Origin of the sequence: Spirosoma sordidisoli (assembly GCF_004138325.1) — a bacterium.
GTDB lineage: Bacteria > Bacteroidota > Bacteroidia > Cytophagales > Spirosomataceae > Spirosoma > Spirosoma sordidisoli.
The window spans coordinates 1-14,631 of record NZ_SBLB01000018.1; the positions used below are offsets into that span (position 1 = coordinate 1).

22 protein-coding genes are annotated in these 14,631 nt (G+C 45.5%); 7 read left to right on the plus strand and 15 right to left on the minus strand.

The window, feature by feature from the left end; translation table 11 throughout:
* The 3 genes from EQG79_RS30550 to EQG79_RS30560 all read left to right on the plus strand — a co-directional run.
* Positions 1-888 (plus strand): MobA/MobL family protein (locus EQG79_RS30550; RefSeq protein ID WP_165358993.1); only part of this gene is annotated, 888 nt, incomplete at its 5' end.
* A gap of 47 nt (positions 889-935) precedes the next feature.
* Positions 936-1,634, plus strand: coding sequence for a hypothetical protein (locus EQG79_RS30555; RefSeq protein ID WP_129607001.1), 699 nt, complete (start codon positions 936-938; stop codon positions 1,632-1,634).
* Between the two features lie 62 nt (positions 1,635-1,696).
* On the plus strand, positions 1,697-2,128 hold the full coding sequence (locus tag EQG79_RS30560; RefSeq protein ID WP_129607003.1) for a hypothetical protein: 432 nt from the start codon (positions 1,697-1,699) through the stop codon (positions 2,126-2,128).
* Positions 2,129-2,196: 68 nt separating this feature from the next.
* On the opposite strand, the gene EQG79_RS30565 is transcribed toward EQG79_RS30560, so the two are convergent.
* The 13 genes from EQG79_RS30565 to EQG79_RS30620 all read right to left on the minus strand — a co-directional run bounded on the left by EQG79_RS30565 (position 2,197) and on the right by EQG79_RS30620 (position 9,985).
* Positions 2,197-2,571 carry a hypothetical protein gene (locus EQG79_RS30565; RefSeq protein WP_129607005.1) on the minus strand — a complete coding sequence of 125 codons (375 nt, stop codon included), beginning with the start codon at positions 2,569-2,571 and terminating at the stop codon, positions 2,197-2,199.
* A 12-nt stretch (positions 2,572-2,583) separates the two neighbouring features.
* Entirely contained in the window at positions 2,584-2,853 is a 270-nt protein-coding gene (locus tag EQG79_RS30570) for a hypothetical protein (protein ID WP_129607007.1), read from the minus strand.
* 59 nt (positions 2,854-2,912) lie between these two features.
* Positions 2,913-3,080 carry a hypothetical protein gene (locus EQG79_RS31165; RefSeq protein ID WP_165358994.1) on the minus strand — a complete coding sequence of 56 codons (168 nt, stop codon included), beginning with the start codon at positions 3,078-3,080 and terminating at the stop codon, positions 2,913-2,915.
* 3 nt (positions 3,081-3,083) lie between these two features.
* Complete coding sequence (locus tag EQG79_RS30575) at positions 3,084-3,461, minus strand: single-stranded DNA-binding protein (protein WP_129607009.1); 378 nt, start codon at positions 3,459-3,461, stop codon at positions 3,084-3,086.
* A gap of 486 nt (positions 3,462-3,947) precedes the next feature.
* A complete protein-coding gene (locus EQG79_RS30580; RefSeq protein WP_129607011.1) occupies positions 3,948-4,337 on the minus strand; it encodes a DUF2958 domain-containing protein in 390 nt (129 codons plus the stop codon).
* Positions 4,338-4,523: 186 nt separating this feature from the next.
* Positions 4,524-5,480 carry a toprim domain-containing protein gene (locus tag EQG79_RS30585; protein ID WP_129607013.1) on the minus strand — a complete coding sequence of 319 codons (957 nt, stop codon included), beginning with the start codon at positions 5,478-5,480 and terminating at the stop codon, positions 4,524-4,526.
* On the minus strand, positions 5,470-5,772 hold the full coding sequence (locus EQG79_RS30590; protein ID WP_129607015.1) for a type II toxin-antitoxin system RelE/ParE family toxin: 303 nt from the start codon (positions 5,770-5,772) through the stop codon (positions 5,470-5,472). Before EQG79_RS30590 ends, EQG79_RS30585 begins: the two co-directional genes overlap by 11 nt.
* Before the next feature lies 1 nt (position 5,773).
* Positions 5,774-6,085: a type II toxin-antitoxin system ParD family antitoxin gene (locus EQG79_RS30595; RefSeq protein WP_240699524.1), complete on the minus strand. Its 312-nt coding sequence runs from the start codon at positions 6,083-6,085 to the stop codon at positions 5,774-5,776.
* 580 nt (positions 6,086-6,665) lie between these two features.
* Positions 6,666-7,568: a replication protein RepA gene (locus tag EQG79_RS30600; protein WP_129607017.1), complete on the minus strand. Its 903-nt coding sequence runs from the start codon at positions 7,566-7,568 to the stop codon at positions 6,666-6,668.
* A gap of 46 nt (positions 7,569-7,614) precedes the next feature.
* Complete coding sequence (locus EQG79_RS30605) at positions 7,615-7,908, minus strand: hypothetical protein (RefSeq protein ID WP_129607019.1); 294 nt, start codon at positions 7,906-7,908, stop codon at positions 7,615-7,617.
* A gap of 92 nt (positions 7,909-8,000) precedes the next feature.
* Positions 8,001-8,654, minus strand: a complete 654-nt coding sequence (locus EQG79_RS30610) for a nucleotide-binding protein (protein ID WP_129607021.1) — start codon at positions 8,652-8,654, stop codon at positions 8,001-8,003.
* A gap of 151 nt (positions 8,655-8,805) precedes the next feature.
* Positions 8,806-9,450 carry a recombinase family protein gene (locus EQG79_RS30615; RefSeq protein WP_129607023.1) on the minus strand — a complete coding sequence of 215 codons (645 nt, stop codon included), beginning with the start codon at positions 9,448-9,450 and terminating at the stop codon, positions 8,806-8,808.
* A 160-nt stretch (positions 9,451-9,610) separates the two neighbouring features.
* Positions 9,611-9,985 (minus strand): hypothetical protein, encoded by a 375-nt coding sequence (locus EQG79_RS30620; RefSeq protein WP_129607025.1) that lies wholly within the window; start codon positions 9,983-9,985, stop codon positions 9,611-9,613.
* Between the two features lie 165 nt (positions 9,986-10,150).
* Here EQG79_RS30620 and EQG79_RS30625 point away from each other — a divergent pair, with 165 nt between their 5' ends.
* The 3 genes from EQG79_RS30625 to EQG79_RS30635 are packed head-to-tail and all read left to right on the plus strand — an operon-like array spanning position 10,151 to position 11,511.
* Positions 10,151-10,660 carry a glycine-rich domain-containing protein gene (locus EQG79_RS30625; protein WP_129607027.1) on the plus strand — a complete coding sequence of 170 codons (510 nt, stop codon included), beginning with the start codon at positions 10,151-10,153 and terminating at the stop codon, positions 10,658-10,660.
* 32 nt (positions 10,661-10,692) lie between these two features.
* Positions 10,693-11,109 (plus strand): hypothetical protein, encoded by a 417-nt coding sequence (locus EQG79_RS30630; protein WP_129607030.1) that lies wholly within the window; start codon positions 10,693-10,695, stop codon positions 11,107-11,109.
* A gap of 3 nt (positions 11,110-11,112) precedes the next feature.
* On the plus strand, positions 11,113-11,511 hold the full coding sequence (locus tag EQG79_RS30635) for a hypothetical protein (protein ID WP_129607032.1): 399 nt from the start codon (positions 11,113-11,115) through the stop codon (positions 11,509-11,511).
* A gap of 144 nt (positions 11,512-11,655) precedes the next feature.
* On the opposite strand, the gene EQG79_RS30640 is transcribed toward EQG79_RS30635, so the two are convergent.
* Both EQG79_RS30640 and EQG79_RS30645 read right to left on the minus strand, forming a co-directional pair.
* Positions 11,656-12,600, minus strand: a complete 945-nt coding sequence (locus EQG79_RS30640) for a hypothetical protein (protein ID WP_129607034.1) — start codon at positions 12,598-12,600, stop codon at positions 11,656-11,658.
* Positions 12,601-12,603: 3 nt separating this feature from the next.
* Positions 12,604-14,013 carry a type IV secretory system conjugative DNA transfer family protein gene (locus EQG79_RS30645; protein ID WP_129607036.1) on the minus strand — a complete coding sequence of 470 codons (1,410 nt, stop codon included), beginning with the start codon at positions 14,011-14,013 and terminating at the stop codon, positions 12,604-12,606.
* 360 nt (positions 14,014-14,373) lie between these two features.
* On the opposite strand from EQG79_RS30645, the gene EQG79_RS30650 reads away from it, so the two are divergent.
* Positions 14,374-14,631 (plus strand): MobA/MobL family protein (locus EQG79_RS30650; RefSeq protein ID WP_165358995.1); only part of this gene is annotated, 258 nt, incomplete at its 3' end.

The following is a 14,631-nucleotide window of genomic DNA, read 5'->3' on the forward strand; positions in this document are numbered from 1 at the left end:
GTAACCTACCGCTCAGCGGTAGCCTGTGCTGCCTACCGCGCAGGGGAAAAAATGAAGGATGACCGGTACGAGAAAACCCACGATTACACGAAGAAGCACAACGTGCTTCATTCGGAAATAATCGCACCGCAAGGTGCGGCCGACTGGATGACCGACCGGGAAAAACTCTGGAACGGAGTGGAAGCGGGTGAAAAGAGAAAGGATGCGCAGCTTGCCAAAGAGGCGCTACTAATCCTGCCTCGGAACCTGACGGTGGATGAGCAAAAAGAAGTAGTGCGCGGGTTCATTCAGGAGAATTTGACCCGCCGGGGACTAGTCACAGATTATGCAATCCATGCACCCGATGCCGCCGATGGCGAGAAAAACCCGCATGCTCATGTGATGTTTACTCTGCGGCCAGCGGAAGGCCAGGGCTTCGGCAAGAAGCTGACCGGCTACAAAAATGGCGGCCTCGATGGGGTCGAGTTTTTGCAGGAATTGCAGCTTTCCTACGAAAAGCATCTCAATGATGCCTCCGAAAAAGCAGAATCAGAGATCCGCTTTGACCTGGTGAAACACCGGGATCTGCAACGGCGCAAGACGTTGGATGACCGGTATCACCAGCCGGAAACCAATAGGCCTACGCCCGTTTGGCACATTGAAAAACGCGGGGAACCATCGACCATCGGCCAAGCCAGGCGGAAGGCGGAGCAGCAAAACTTTGCGGCTTCTGCACAGTCCGACCATAAATATTACAGCGCCTACAATCAGTTAACCTACCTGGCCGCAAAGGGCGTGGATCACGTCCGGGACGATCTGGCGCATAAATATTATGAGGTCATGTATGGTGCAGAACATGCCTACGGCGGCAAAGACCAGGAACAAAATCAATCTTGGTATGATCGATAAGGTTGTTAAATTACCTCTCTCAATTTAAACCCATTTCCTCCATCATCATGGCAAAAAAGATTATAAACTGGGCTACTTTAGTCAACGACATTACCGAAAACTGTGTAAAATATCATGACCAACATTACAAAGAAGTCGGGTTTACCGGGCCAAGTCTTCATTTTCATATCCGGGCACTAGAGTTAAAGAATCCTGAAAAAATCGAATTTGTCTATGCCGCTTTAACCGCTTGGGGAATGCATCGGATGGGTAAAAAAGGTGCAAAACTGAACAACTTCGATATTTTTGAAAAAAGCATCAAAGACTGCGAACCCATTTTTACAAAACTCGGTGATGCTAAATTAGAAAATAGTAGTGGCCTCGAATTTGACTACATCAAAGAATTGTTTCATACATTAAATCCAATGGCTTCCGGAGTCAAAATTGTAGGAGTGTCAAAAGTTCTAGCCCACTACATTCCAGATATTATTGCTCCTGTGGATCGGCAATACACATTTCAGTTTTTGAACCAAAAGAAAGACACAACTCCCCCTCGCAACTGGGACGAATATGAACTGCTCCGGGAAATTCACCTCAAACTTTTCAAGCCAATTGCTTTAAATGAACATTTCAGAAAGCATGCGTTAGAATGGCTCAATCAAAAATCTGAATACCCTTGGGATACTTCCATTCCAAAAATCATCGATAATTTGATCATAGGAAAACTCAAAGGCATTGGCTGGGTTGATGAGTCTACCGAAGCATGAGGTAATGTATGGCGCAGAATGTGCCTATGGTGGAAAAGATCAGGAACATAACTAATCGTGGAATGATCGATAATAAAAATGCACTGAACGATCTTAACCGCAAACCGACCGATCCGGCTGCGGATGAACTGGACGGCCGTGATGGTGCTTATGATGCATTGGTCAAAGTGCGCGGCCGCAAGTCTGCGCGCTTTCATATCATTACCAGCGATGGCGAAATTATCGGCTGTGGGTACGCCTACTTGCTGGGTTGGAAATACACACCGTCCGAAACTCTGACGGTCTTTACCACAACGCATCAATTTATCATGACCGGCACTGGCATGGAGGAAATTGAACGCGCATTTCTGCGCGAGGTTGTTTACGAGCTGCGCGAATACAATGGGAAAACGGATCGGCTGCGGCCAGGCTATGACGGGCCGATCATCCAGAAACTGACAATTCGTAGCGCATTCGATAAGCCGCCAAAAAACGACGATAGGAAGGCGGAATAGGATTTTACAACCCTACCCCGCCAATGGGTGCTGGATACTGCTGTATGAGGAAATTTGACCGCCTGGTGTTATCGCTCGTGGTCTTGCTCTTTATCGTGGCTAACCTGGTGCTGCTGGTTCAGCTCTTTTCCGGTATCGATTGTCTGTGCCTTGCTTTGGTTTGAAAGCATTTGATCAACCTCCTTGCTATTCCCCTGCATTTCCGGCTTTTGATCGGGGTAATACTTGTTTTCCATCGCCTTATTATCGTGTTGGAAAACCGCATTCTCGCCTGGCGCTTCACGCTGCATGGCGTTTTGATTGGGAATATGCGCTGGGTTTGTATCCTGGGCAAAGCTCTGTTCTTGTGCTTTCAAGCCTTGGATTTGGGATTGTGCTTTATCAAAGGTAGCCCGTCTTTCGGGCGGAAGGCTTTTGATCAGATCATCAAGGTCTTTGGACATTTCAGAAGGAGTTTAGTCTTCTGAAAGATACCCCATTTGGGCGACATTTACCGGCTTTATATCGGTAAAATCCAGTGTGCCAAAGCCATGTTCAATGCACAGCTGATTGATCGTGTGAAGCCCTTCCATATCCGTACCTAACGGCAGATATGTTTTCCTGGTGTTAAGCCGGTTGATTAGTTCGATGGCTTCCAGGCGTAATTGATAAACGATCTCCCTTTCCGTCAGGTGATCGTAATTTCCAATTTTGCTAATTGGGAATTCTACAATCTTATCTGTCATACCCTAATTATACACCAGGTTTCAGACAATAAATGCGAAGCTTTGATGACAACAGTAAATTAACTGGGCTTAGATGGAGTTATCAAATGCTCATCCAAATTCATTCCTTCCCACCACGGTGCATTTTCGATAGCGGTTCCCCTTACGGTTAAGCCTAAGCGTTGCACCAATGCTTTGATAAGCACAAAATCGCTGTCATCACTAACTTCAATTATTATTTCTTTCATCAGCTATTCCTGCGGCGGGAAATCGTAATCCAGGCGCTCTTGCTTTTCGTACTGCACCTTTTCGATGTAAGTGCCGAAAATCGTCGCTTCCTTTCGCTTTTTCCCATTCGTATCATCAAAGCTGCGATAGGAAAGCTCGCCGGTGAGTCGAACACGATCACCTTTTTTCAGATCCCGTGCATAGTTCATGGTGATTGGCTTAAACACCAGCACATCATGCCAAACGGTTTCACGTTCTTTCCAAACAGTTTCTTCGCCTTCCTTGACCGGATAAGCGTCTGCAGTGGCAACGGACAGGGCAATAAAGCTTTTCCCATCCTTCTCGATGATTTTTGGATCTCCGCCAAGATGGCCGAGCAATTCAACGCGGTTATTTGCCATTAAAACCCCCTTGTTCTTCTTTAAACTTTACGGGTTAAAAACCGATTTGCAACGGTTTTTTGCGTGTCATTGCATGCCGATCATTCCCAGGAAGGACTGAAAAAGCGCCTGGCCTGGCTCCGAGTAACAGAACTCGACAAGCTTGCAGACTCCCACCGCGATAGTGAAGCCGGTCGCAATACGCTCTAATGTGGTCTTTGTTGATTTTGAAGGTTCTGGCCTTGCTGTGGCCGTTTTTCGCATTTTCATTGGTTGAAAATTTTAGTGTGTGTAAATATTTACTGCAATCTGGCTAAAGTCGTAGGACAACAAAAAGCAGTAAAAACCTCCATTCTGCATCTGATAAAGCAGGACTACGAATCAAAACTAATACGGCCGATTTCGAAAAATAAGGAAAGTTGCAAAGCCCGTAGGTAAAGGCGCTTAGAGCAGATACTTGAAAAAATTATGTGCCGGCATGCCGGCACATTTCTATCTACTTTTCCATCAGGATCTTCGATCCTTCAAGCATGCTGCTGCTTGTGCCAATTGATCAAAATTGGTTGTAATTCCCTCCTGGGATCGGGCTGCTTCGGTGTAAACGCTCAGCGGATGTGCGGCGACAAAATGCATATCCCGCTCGATGGGCAAGCCGAGTTTTCCGCGAAGGCTGGTAAGCTCGGCCAGGCTGACATAACCCAATTCCGGATAACCCATTCCCAGGTCACACAGGCCAAACGCCATATCAGGATCTTCCGGATCGATATCGATCAGTAACCAGGTCGCTTGCGCATCCGGGGTAAAAAGTTTGACGACCGGGAAATGGTCTTTTCCGCGATTCGCGCCGGTGCCGTTTTTAAGGAGCTGCTGATATTGGGATTTAGTGAAAAGCTTCATTGGTTGCCCTTTCAGTGGATGACAGGCATTGAGTCATCCAGCGGAAGGCGCGCAAACCGGCTGTTATTTTGGTGGGCGGGGAAGCCGAAGGCAGGCGAAAATAATAGTTGGTGACGCAAGCGAGCTGGATAGTTTGCCTGGCTCATCACACCCCAGGGCTTAACCAGCTTTCCCCTACCCTATCGCTTAGCCCAAAGACTGGCCGGATCGCCGGGCATGCATAGCCCGCAAAGCGTCGTTCAGATCCACGTAAGGCGCAAAGCTTTGGCTGAATGATATGACAGCGTCCCCAAATTCCGCTTTGAGCTTTTCCGTACCCTTCTGACCGGCATCATTGTTATCCAGGTAAGTCCGGATCTCCTGGGCAGCATTGTTTCGCAGATAATCGACGGTGCGTGCATGGGATGAAAGCGAGTGCATAATGATCGCCCTACCAGGTAACGCTGTTTTTCCCTGCATCACCAGGAGCGAAAGGAAATCCGTCATGCCTTCAAACAGGCTAGCGCTCGTATCGCTCGGGTCACTGCCTGGGATAACGGTAATATCCCGCGCATCGATGGCCGATTTAAACTTATGGCTGGCAAGCGCTACCCGTACCTCATGGCCACCGGATTCATTACGCATGCCAAAGCCAAAAAACGACTTTCCGACTCCTGTATTCTGATATCGGATCTCGACCAGGTAACGCTTAGCCAGCTCCGCCGGAATGCTACGTTCACGGGATAAATAATTGAGGATGGCCGGGCTGGTAATGGGTTTTGTCTCGATCAGCTGCAGCTGACGATCCGGCAAAAAATTTTCGACCGCTTCGCGGTGGGGGTGCTGGTGAAAAGAAAAAAGATCGGGTTTTGTGTCTGACCTGGCTGCACCAGGTGCATACTGGTCCAAATGGGCTAACGCTTCCGAAATTGAACATTCCCAATAACGCATAGCGAAATCAACGACAGTACCCCCAATATCTCCGAAGTCATTCCAGATCCATTTTCCACCAATGAACGAGGTGTGAAAACTCGCATCTGTCTCATTCCGGAACGGTGACGGATACCATAGCTCATTACCCCCTTTTGTCACTTTTGAAGGGGTATGCCCCAGCTTTTGGAGCAAATGCGGCAGGGATAGCTTTTTGGCCTGTTCAGTGTTCATCCCGTAACCGGCTTTCTATGTCCATACTGGAATGCAAAACGCGGATAATCTCAACAATATCACCAGCATCTTTAAAAAAGATAATGTGCTTTCCGTATGAGGCTTTTTTGTAGCCTGGCCGCACATGATCAACCGCCTTGCCCTGGATCTCGCCGTCTGCAATGGATTCGAAGCACCAAAAAAGGCCATCTGTATATTTTTCAGCCTGATTTAATGACCATTCGGAAACGGTGTAATCCCAAATATCTTCAATATCTCGCCCGGCCAGCCTCGAAAGTTTGTATTGCGACATGCTACACCAGGTGACGCTGCTTCAATTTCTCTTTGAAGGTCTGCGGATCAAAATTATCAATGAACCCGCTTTTCTCACCTTCGATCAACGCTAAGCGTAGCGCTTTCAATTTTTCTTCTTCCTGCTCGAGCAGTCGCAAGCCTGCGCGTACTACTTCACTGGTGGAAGCATAGCGACCATTTTCGATCTGATCCTGAATGAAGGTTTCAAAATGTGAACCTACGGTAATGGATGTGTTTCTTTTCATGGAGTTACTATTTCTAATTGCACCTGAAATAAAAGTACCAAATATTGGTACTTTCTGCAACTTCATACTGTTAAATGCTCGTGAATCGCGCAGCCGCCCCACCCCCTCTTTCTCTTTTCACCAGCAAGATAATTTTTCAAAGGCAGGTTTGGAGTTTTCCACAATTTGGGGGCTACAGCTATAGGATTTATTATTATAGGTTTTTATAAATATAGGTTTGTCCTACAAAGTTCACGTGGATAACTTGCCTTTTATCCTACAAAGTTCACGTGGATAAGTACCCTCCCTCCTACAAAGTTCACGTGGATAACTTTTTTTGTCCCAAGGCTCCTACAAAGTTCACGTGGATAACTTTTTAACGTACTGATAATCAAAAATTTGATTCAATTATCTCCTACAAAGTTCACGTGCTTTTTAAAATTCACAATCAATTGATTTTCAATAACTTACAATAATTGTCTGACAATGAATGTGAAGTGACCATGTTAGTGTTTTCCACAGAGGCATGAAGAAATGAATATGTTTTTGATTTTCAGACTATTATTCTAAAAACTCCTACAAAGTTCACGTACTTTTTAAGTGAGCGTTTGATCAGACTCCGGACACCTGCTGGTAATCAACCCCACAAACTGCACGTGCCTTTCTGTCATCGGGAAAGTCTTTTTGGTAGTACGGGAGGTTGGGCTTGGGAGAGCTTAAAGCCTTTATTCTCAATTTCTTCGATCTTTCCTATTGCCCAAGGATATTGCTTTAGGGCCATATCCAAAGTTTTGCGAAAAACCGCTTTGAAATTATCCATTCGCTCATAGCCCTGCCCAAACTGCTCTTTAAGGTTTGCCCAAGGGACGAAGTTAGGTTTACTTGCTGGTATGCGGTGTAATCGTTGCGCTAGCCAGGAATAAATATCCATTGCCATGGCGTTATTTGATAGTGCCGCTAATGCTCGTTCATCCAATGGAACAGCATGATTCATAAGGCTATTGAAATAGTCATCGGTCAATTTCACTGTGGAAGGCCATAGCACTCGCTGATTGCCATTTTTAGGAAACCACAGATCAAAGGCCTTAACGATTTTAAAATCCACCTGGACGGATTGTATACCATCCGTAAACCCAACGCTGAGCGTAGATGCACTTAGCCTGCGCAACTGTTCTTTCACCTCTCGAACCGTCCGGCCGTCCGTACTAAGGCCTAATCCTTTGATGAAGGCAGTCATGCTATCTTCAACATTGATTATATTACTCTGAGTGCGAATGGCTTCCGTGTTGATATGCGCAAGAATTAGGCGCGCTTTGGTTCCATAAGGAATTCCCAAAACTTCGTATTGGCTCGTCTTTGGATTTAGATAGGGTGTCGCACTGACAGCCAAATGAGCATTACCCTGCTTCTGCTGCCACAATGTAACATCGTCACCAGGATTGCGATAAGGCAGGAAGGTTTGGCATAGCACAGAATGCTGGAAAACTGCGTCCTCGATAGTTCCTTTATCGGTTGCAATGTCCAACATTGACCGATCTAGCCTAACCTCGAAAAATTCCTTTTTTGGCATACAGCGCTATCCGTTAAACTGATTAATCCTACACTTGAAATTCTAATTATTTGCGCTTGCCCTTATCACGTTGGATCTTCTCATCGATGGCTTGAATAATATAGGCATGACGGGAGATTTGCTGCCGTTTTGGTAATCCTGATAAAATATCCTCAATGTCCCGGATCTGACTTTGATACACTTTCAGCAATACGGGCTTTACGTAATCTTCATCCTCGGTAGCTTTTTGATTGGCCTTTGTTGATGATCCGCCCTTGTTGATCAGCGCATCGATATCCTTCTCCGAAATTATCGGTTGATCATTCTTTGCTTTCGGAGGTGCTTTTCGCGCGATTGCCATAATATCTTTCTTTATATCTAACAGATAACCAAAAATAGTATATTAATGTATATATACAATAATATTTTTTAATATATACATTTCCTTCATAACTACTTTAATTTTAATGCTTTTATCATCGAGTCATATAGGTTTTTAAACTCACCAACTGCTTTTGGATCTGATGGCTTTAATTCAGCAATCCCCAGTCCGTAACTAATCGCGTTTGCAAAAGCTTTTCGATTAGTAAGAATGACATTGAGGTACGTCACGGTTTCGGATTCTGAGAGTAGATCACTTACATCCTGGTTATCGGTTCCCTTGGAATCTCCGCGATTAATAAAACTGAAAGCTCTGAGCTTCGGGTTACCAATCTGCATTTCAGAAACCAGTTTTTCGACCGGCTCCAATGTCCAGATATCAAGTGATCGAGGATTGAATGGCACCAGGTAAACATCAGCAATAGATAATGCGGCACGCTGGCTAATCGTATCACGCCCGCCTGTATCGATGATGATATCTGAAAACTTATCCGTAAGTTTTAAAACCTCACTCCGGACAGATTTCTCAGATAAGCGAATCAGTGTGTATCCCATTTTGCCTTCGGTGGTAGCTTCACGCTGCGAAGAAAACTCATACGAAGATCCCTGATCATCTGCATCGACCAGTAAAACATCTCGGCCAAGATTGCTTAAATAAACGGCCAGGTTAACGGCAATAGTCGTCTTGCCGGTCCCACCTTTAATTCCACCAGTTGCGAATATCATAAGTCCCCTTTTGGTAATAAAGCCTAAATGTAGGAATATACTTATCGATATCTAACCGATACACAACAATATTTTATAATAAATACTATTATATATATCTTTTTATATATACTTTTTATTATCTAACTAACTGATATAATGATATTTGTATTTATAAACGCTTCAATAATCTTTGAACCGATGTAGGATGCCATCTTTGGCCGCTTTTACGAAAGGTCTCAACCTCCCTCCGGTTCAGTTCTTCGCTGATCTCACGCACCGTAGTAAAGCCTTCGGCTTTCAGCTCATTGATGGTTGTTCGCATGGTTTGCGCAAACTGATCAGCGGCTTTTGCGTTCTTCTTACTCTCCACTTCACGGCCGTGTCTGCCTAGCTCTACACCCCGACGTTTTGCGGCCTGTAATGCTGCCTTTGTCCTGGTGCTAATCTGCTCGCGCTCATGTTCCGCAAATGCGGCCAGCATGTGTACCATTAGGCGATTTGCATGCGGATTATCTACCGCGAGAAAATCAACCCTGCTTTCCATCAGGTTTGCGATGAATGCCACATTGCGGCCAAGCCGGTCGAGCTTTGCAATGATCAGCGTTGCCTTCTGTTTTTTGCACTGCAACAAAGCAGCCATTAGCTCCGGCCGATTGTTTTTCTTTCCGCTCTCGATCTCGGTAAATTCGGCCGTAACCTGGTAGCCTTCCCGTTGTGCGAACAGGTGTACGGCCTGGTGCTGGGCTTCCAGACCCAGCCTGCTTTTCCCCTGGCGGTCGGTCGAGACTCGGAAATAGGCAATGGCTTTTTTCATGCCGGTAAAACTAATGATTCCGGACGGATTTGTACACATACAAACGGTTGTATGTATGTGTACACTGTGAGCTTAAGATCCCTTTTCGAATGAAAAAAGGGGGCTTATCCTGCATCGGCATGAAGCATAGGTCCCAGATTTAATCGCACAAATGGATATATTATCTATTCATGGGCTCAATTTCAGTATAATCATTAGAGCGTACTGCCTCTCTCCACGAAATATTTGCTTTCTCTCCGAAGTCAGGTAAATCTTCTAATCTAGCACTCGATCTAGGCAACACTATTTCCTGCGGGCCAAGCTTTACGGCCTGTTTCTTGCAATCCTTCGCCTTATTTCCTATAAAAATGGAAGTAGCTATTCCGGCCAACCCTGTAATGAGCAAGAAGCGGCTTTTTAGGTCTTTAAAATCGCACCCAAAAAGCCCTATGATTCCACCACAAAAAGCTAGCAAGTATTGCCTGTCGCGAAATCTAGCATAATCCTGGGTCACTTTCTCTCGCTCAACATCTATTCTCTTCTCATATGTTTTCATAAGTTCGACCCTAATCTACTACACATATATAGCAATCATACTACGCAGTTGTAGAATTAAACTATTTTTGATCGTGTTTTTATTAAATTATTGTTACAAAACATATTTTTCCTTTGATATTTTTATATTTTGTAGGTCAGTATTCATTTCCAAAATCAAGTAACTATGCAGAATCAAACGACTAAAGAGATTTGGGAAAGACTAGGTGCCCTAAACTTAGATCCAATTAAAATTAAGCTTATGAACCCTGACGAAGACGAAGGGGAACCACTAACTCGAGATAAGGCCGATGAAATAGAGTTATGGTATAAACGCTTTTTATTCTTACTCGCTAAGTATCCAGAGAAAAACATTGTTCCAACCAAAAGTGTAGATAAGTTTTGGCATCAGCACATTTTAGATACCAGAAAATATGCACATGATTGTGAGAAAACATTTGGATATTTTATTCATCATTTCCCTTATTTTGGAATGCGAGGTGATGAAGATATGGAAAATTTGAAAAAGGCTTTTTCTGACACAATTGAATTATATACAATAGAATTTGGTGAATCTCCATTAGGAATGAGAACAAGATGCTGCTGCCAGGATTGCCACGGAAGGTGTATGGGAGATAGCGGGGACGATGGTGGAGTATCATACGAACCATTACTAGGAAGGCCTAGTTTTGCTTAAAATTTATTAATTAAAACTAAAAAATAATAGCGATGGGAGTTTTTTCTGATACAGACGTAACTCGTAAGATTAGTGACGACAAGGGGACTTACAATATTTTATTCCCAAAATACTCTTTAATGGCTGATAGCCAGGGTAAGGTATGGATGATATATGCTCCTTGGGATAACCAAACTTACGTACTCATGCATGATGACAGCACCAGTAAATTTATCTCAGAACACCTGGATAAATTGAAAACAAAGGCTTTTACTAGCTTGGGAGCTACAACGGGAGCTGCAATAGGAATGCCAGGGGCTGCAAAAGGAATGATTTCTGGTGGAATCATTGGGGCAATATCGGGATGGGGGGTTTCCCATTTCTTAAACCATTTGCCTAAAAACTACAGCAAAACAGGTTATTATAGTAAAAATGGCGTTTGGGCATTTGATGGACCAATTTATTATTAATATATGAAGAATGAAAAACACATGAGGCCGTTTTTCCGAATTTCGAGAGGTAATGATTGGTACGGTAAAAGCACTCCATTAGATATTTATATTGACGGAATTAAGGTCGGATCTGTTTTTCATAATGATTATGATGACTTTCTTGTTTCACCAGGTTTTCATGAAATATATGTAAAAATGGATTGGTATAAAAGCGCTCCATATAAAGTAGAAATGGTTGAAGGGTATATTCTCAATGCCATGATAGCTTTGGATGTAATTATGCCAAGAATTACAATGGGGTCTGTAATGATGGGATATGGAATTCTTGAATGGTTTAGGGCTAGCGTTTTAGATGGAGACAACTTCTTTGTTTTAAAACCATCTCCCAGAGATTTAAGAGCGAAGAAATGCCCTGATTGACTTTGATATGGCAACCTAGCAACCATTTTATTTTTATTGCAGCCCAGTTAATCAAGAGTCCCCGAATAGGGGGCTCTTACTTTTTTATAAACAAATTTGTGCTTATGGGGGATATTCGAATTCATAATGTTAGGAGATAGAGGTTTAGACTGCTTCCTGGGTTGACTCACTCATGCTTTCGGCTGCTGGAAACTGTGCATTTCTCTGTCGCGCACGCACCGCAGCAATTGCACGGGCGACGGCCGGTTGTTCTTCCGCTATGGTTTCAAGAACCTCTGGTGATTTCTCTACCTCATTCATCGTTTCGTTAAAGGTGCGCTGCAGCCGGGGAACCTGCTTGGTCTGCTTCCCTTCCGTAATTTCCTGCCAAACCCTGCTTTCGATCAGCTGATCACGGATATCCAGCATGAAGGCGCGGTCTTGTTGATGCCGCTGGCCGGTTGCCAGGTTCAACGCTCCAAAGGATAAAGCTAGCCACATAGCCGTAGCTGGCTGGTCGTTTGAAACGGCAAAAAGCATCAGAAAAAATACGAAACCTGGTTCAACAAAACGCTCCGTAAATACGGTAACGTCCCGAAAAACTGGGAGGCTAGCAAGCAGCCGCTGTTTATAAACGCCTGGTAAAAACCCGGCAATGATCCGGACGAAAAGCCCCACTATTTTATTCATGATCCAGATGATCGAGCGGCCAACAATGAGCAGCCAGCTTTTACCACTATCAAAGCTGTGGCGCGGTGTGCCTGTCACATCACGTACCCAAATCGTAATGAAATGTGCTATTCCGAGAAAGAAATACCAGGTAAGGATTTTCCCAAGCCAGCTTGCCGGTTCTTCGCCGCTACTACCGCGCAAAAAACTCAAAGGATTGAGCATATTCAATAGCCCCATGAAGGACTTGAAAATAAACAGGATCACCAATCCGGCAATAAAATTGGCTTTTGTGTAATAGCGCTCACCGAAATCTCGACGGAGGAAGGTTTCAATCGGAACACTGATAATACCAAGCAGGTAATTGGCAAAGCCATAGCCAGGGATCATTGATCCCCACACCTGGCTTCCGCCAGACACGTCGCGAAATTGTTTAGGCATGATCTATTGTTGTTTAAATGTGGCAAAGAGAAAAGTTTCATTTCCGCCCCACGTCCGTCCATTCTGGAAAACAATACCACCCACAGTATTTCCATTCTCTGGCCCCCCTTTGGGTAGGCGGGTGAATAGTTGGGGCGGGCAATCATAATCAAATGATTCGCTTCGGTTCGATCCCATACTGAGGGATTCGCCTCCGAAGTTCATTGAATCGCCTTTCCGTGTCTGCCAACTCTTGCCGATCACTTCGGCCGCGTAATTGTTGGTTTCCGGATCGCTGTTTGCATGGAATATTTTGGTTTGAAGATTGCCGATCAGCGAATCCACGCGCGCGCGGCTTCCTTCGCCGCCTAGCTCAGCGTAATAGTTCGGCTTGTTCTGCGTCAGGTACACCGTGCAGGCGCGGCTGCTTCGCGCCGTTGCCTGAAAATGCATGTCATAGTCAGTTACAAAATTTTGCGCTTCATCAACCCATAAAAAGACCGGTCGCGGATGCTCTTTGACGTTCCGGCGCTCCGTAGCTTGCTGCCACATATATTTATACACCACCTGGGCGGCGCGGCCAGCGTCGCCAAATTCTTTCACCGGCAGATTGAGAATAATGATTACCCCTTCCTGGGAAAACTCCGGATAACATATCTGGTCAAGGTTCTCCGGTACTTCGGAAAAAAGCTGACGGAACGGCCGACGCATGAAGCAATCCGCCGTTGTCGTAAACATCGAAATAATCCCGCTCCGGGTCTTTGGGCTAATGCTCGGGAACTCGCGCAGCCAGAATGATGCTGCTGCATCAAAATCGAATTTTGCCCACCGGTCGAGCGGCTTAAAATTCCCTTGAACAAGCAGCTCACAACATTTGCTATTTGCTTTCCATTCTGGATCTGCTTTCTGTTCCAGGGTCTGCGGCGCGCTTCGAACGATATCATACATCAGAGGCACAGATACGGACCCGGTCGCCATAATGGAGAGATCCACAGCATTCCGGATCAGCTGCTGCATGGCGCTCGTCCAATAAGGATCACCGCCGCCGCCGCTGCGCCTGCTCAGCGCTTCATGCACGGTCATAAACAGCCGCACGACATTTTCAGTAAAGCCCGCCCCTTTCCCTGGCCGGGTCATTTCATAATGCAGAAATGGGAACATCCAATCCCCATCAGTGTCGAAAATTACCAGGTCGTTTTGTCTACCTGTCTCCTTGGCATAGGCTTTCCAGGTTTCCACTTCGTCATTCTTCGCACATAGCACCAGGCCACCGAAGCCACCCCGGAGAAAGGCGCGCGCTAAACCGGCACCACTTCCGCTGGTCTTGCCGCTACCGATACCGCCAAAGATTTGCACCCCTTCGCACGCCTGGCGAATGGTGAACGGATGCTGACCGTTGAACCGGTACAGCTCCTTATCAAGATCGATCTGCATTCCTGGCTACTTTTTGAATCGTTCAAAAAAAGCTACTGAATGATCGATCCCGGCCGAGAAATATGCGGGGGAAAATGGACTATCTGGAATGCGGCCGATAGGCGCATGAACGGTAAACACTGACATGAGGACTGGGTTAAAGGTAGGGGTACTAAGGTTCTCAAAAGTTAAAAATGCAACCGGTTACAACCAATAATTTCTTAATATTTTTTCTTTAAAGTTTTGGAATTTACCTATCTTCGAATCCGAGTTGCGCACGCAACTCCTAGACGTGCAATTAATAAACTTGCCTCGTACACCATGCTGTTCTGGGCAACGTGCTTCCAGCGAGATAAACCGGTTATGCATGCAACCCTGCACATGAGTGCCATCTCCCGTAGCAACGGCCGCAACGCGGTCGGGGCTTCCGCATATCGATCCGGAACGGCCGTAACCTACCGCTCAGCGGTAGCCTGTGCTGCCTACCGCGCAGGGGAAAAAATGAAGGATGACCGGTACGAGAAAACCCACGATTACACGAAGAAGCACAACGTGCTTCATTCGGAAATAATCGCACCGCAAGGTGCGGCCGACTGGATGACCGACCGGGAAAAACTCTGGAACGGAGTGGAAGCGGGT

Coding starts and splice junctions, on each gene's coding strand:
- EQG79_RS30555 (WP_129607001.1), top strand. CDS start 936: ATGGCAAAAAAGATTATAAACTGGGCTACTTTAGTCAACGACATTACC.
- EQG79_RS30560 (WP_129607003.1), top strand. CDS start 1,697: ATGATCGATAATAAAAATGCACTGAACGATCTTAACCGCAAACCGACC.
- EQG79_RS30565 (WP_129607005.1), bottom strand. CDS start 2,571: ATGTCCAAAGACCTTGATGATCTGATCAAAAGCCTTCCGCCCGAAAGA.
- EQG79_RS30570 (WP_129607007.1), bottom strand. CDS start 2,853: ATGACAGATAAGATTGTAGAATTCCCAATTAGCAAAATTGGAAATTAC.
- EQG79_RS31165 (WP_165358994.1), bottom strand. CDS start 3,080: ATGAAAGAAATAATAATTGAAGTTAGTGATGACAGCGATTTTGTGCTT.
- EQG79_RS30575 (WP_129607009.1), bottom strand. CDS start 3,461: ATGGCAAATAACCGCGTTGAATTGCTCGGCCATCTTGGCGGAGATCCA.
- EQG79_RS30580 (WP_129607011.1), bottom strand. CDS start 4,337: ATGAAGCTTTTCACTAAATCCCAATATCAGCAGCTCCTTAAAAACGGC.
- EQG79_RS30585 (WP_129607013.1), bottom strand. CDS start 5,480: ATGAACACTGAACAGGCCAAAAAGCTATCCCTGCCGCATTTGCTCCAA.
- EQG79_RS30590 (WP_129607015.1), bottom strand. CDS start 5,772: ATGTCGCAATACAAACTTTCGAGGCTGGCCGGGCGAGATATTGAAGAT.
- EQG79_RS30595 (WP_240699524.1), bottom strand. CDS start 6,085: ATGAAGTTGCAGAAAGTACCAATATTTGGTACTTTTATTTCAGGTGCA.
- EQG79_RS30600 (WP_129607017.1), bottom strand. CDS start 7,568: ATGCCAAAAAAGGAATTTTTCGAGGTTAGGCTAGATCGGTCAATGTTG.
- EQG79_RS30605 (WP_129607019.1), bottom strand. CDS start 7,908: ATGGCAATCGCGCGAAAAGCACCTCCGAAAGCAAAGAATGATCAACCG.
- EQG79_RS30610 (WP_129607021.1), bottom strand. CDS start 8,654: ATGATATTCGCAACTGGTGGAATTAAAGGTGGGACCGGCAAGACGACT.
- EQG79_RS30615 (WP_129607023.1), bottom strand. CDS start 9,450: ATGAAAAAAGCCATTGCCTATTTCCGAGTCTCGACCGACCGCCAGGGG.
- EQG79_RS30620 (WP_129607025.1), bottom strand. CDS start 9,985: ATGAAAACATATGAGAAGAGAATAGATGTTGAGCGAGAGAAAGTGACC.
- EQG79_RS30625 (WP_129607027.1), top strand. CDS start 10,151: ATGCAGAATCAAACGACTAAAGAGATTTGGGAAAGACTAGGTGCCCTA.
- EQG79_RS30630 (WP_129607030.1), top strand. CDS start 10,693: ATGGGAGTTTTTTCTGATACAGACGTAACTCGTAAGATTAGTGACGAC.
- EQG79_RS30635 (WP_129607032.1), top strand. CDS start 11,113: ATGAAGAATGAAAAACACATGAGGCCGTTTTTCCGAATTTCGAGAGGT.
- EQG79_RS30640 (WP_129607034.1), bottom strand. CDS start 12,600: ATGCCTAAACAATTTCGCGACGTGTCTGGCGGAAGCCAGGTGTGGGGA.
- EQG79_RS30645 (WP_129607036.1), bottom strand. CDS start 14,013: ATGCAGATCGATCTTGATAAGGAGCTGTACCGGTTCAACGGTCAGCAT.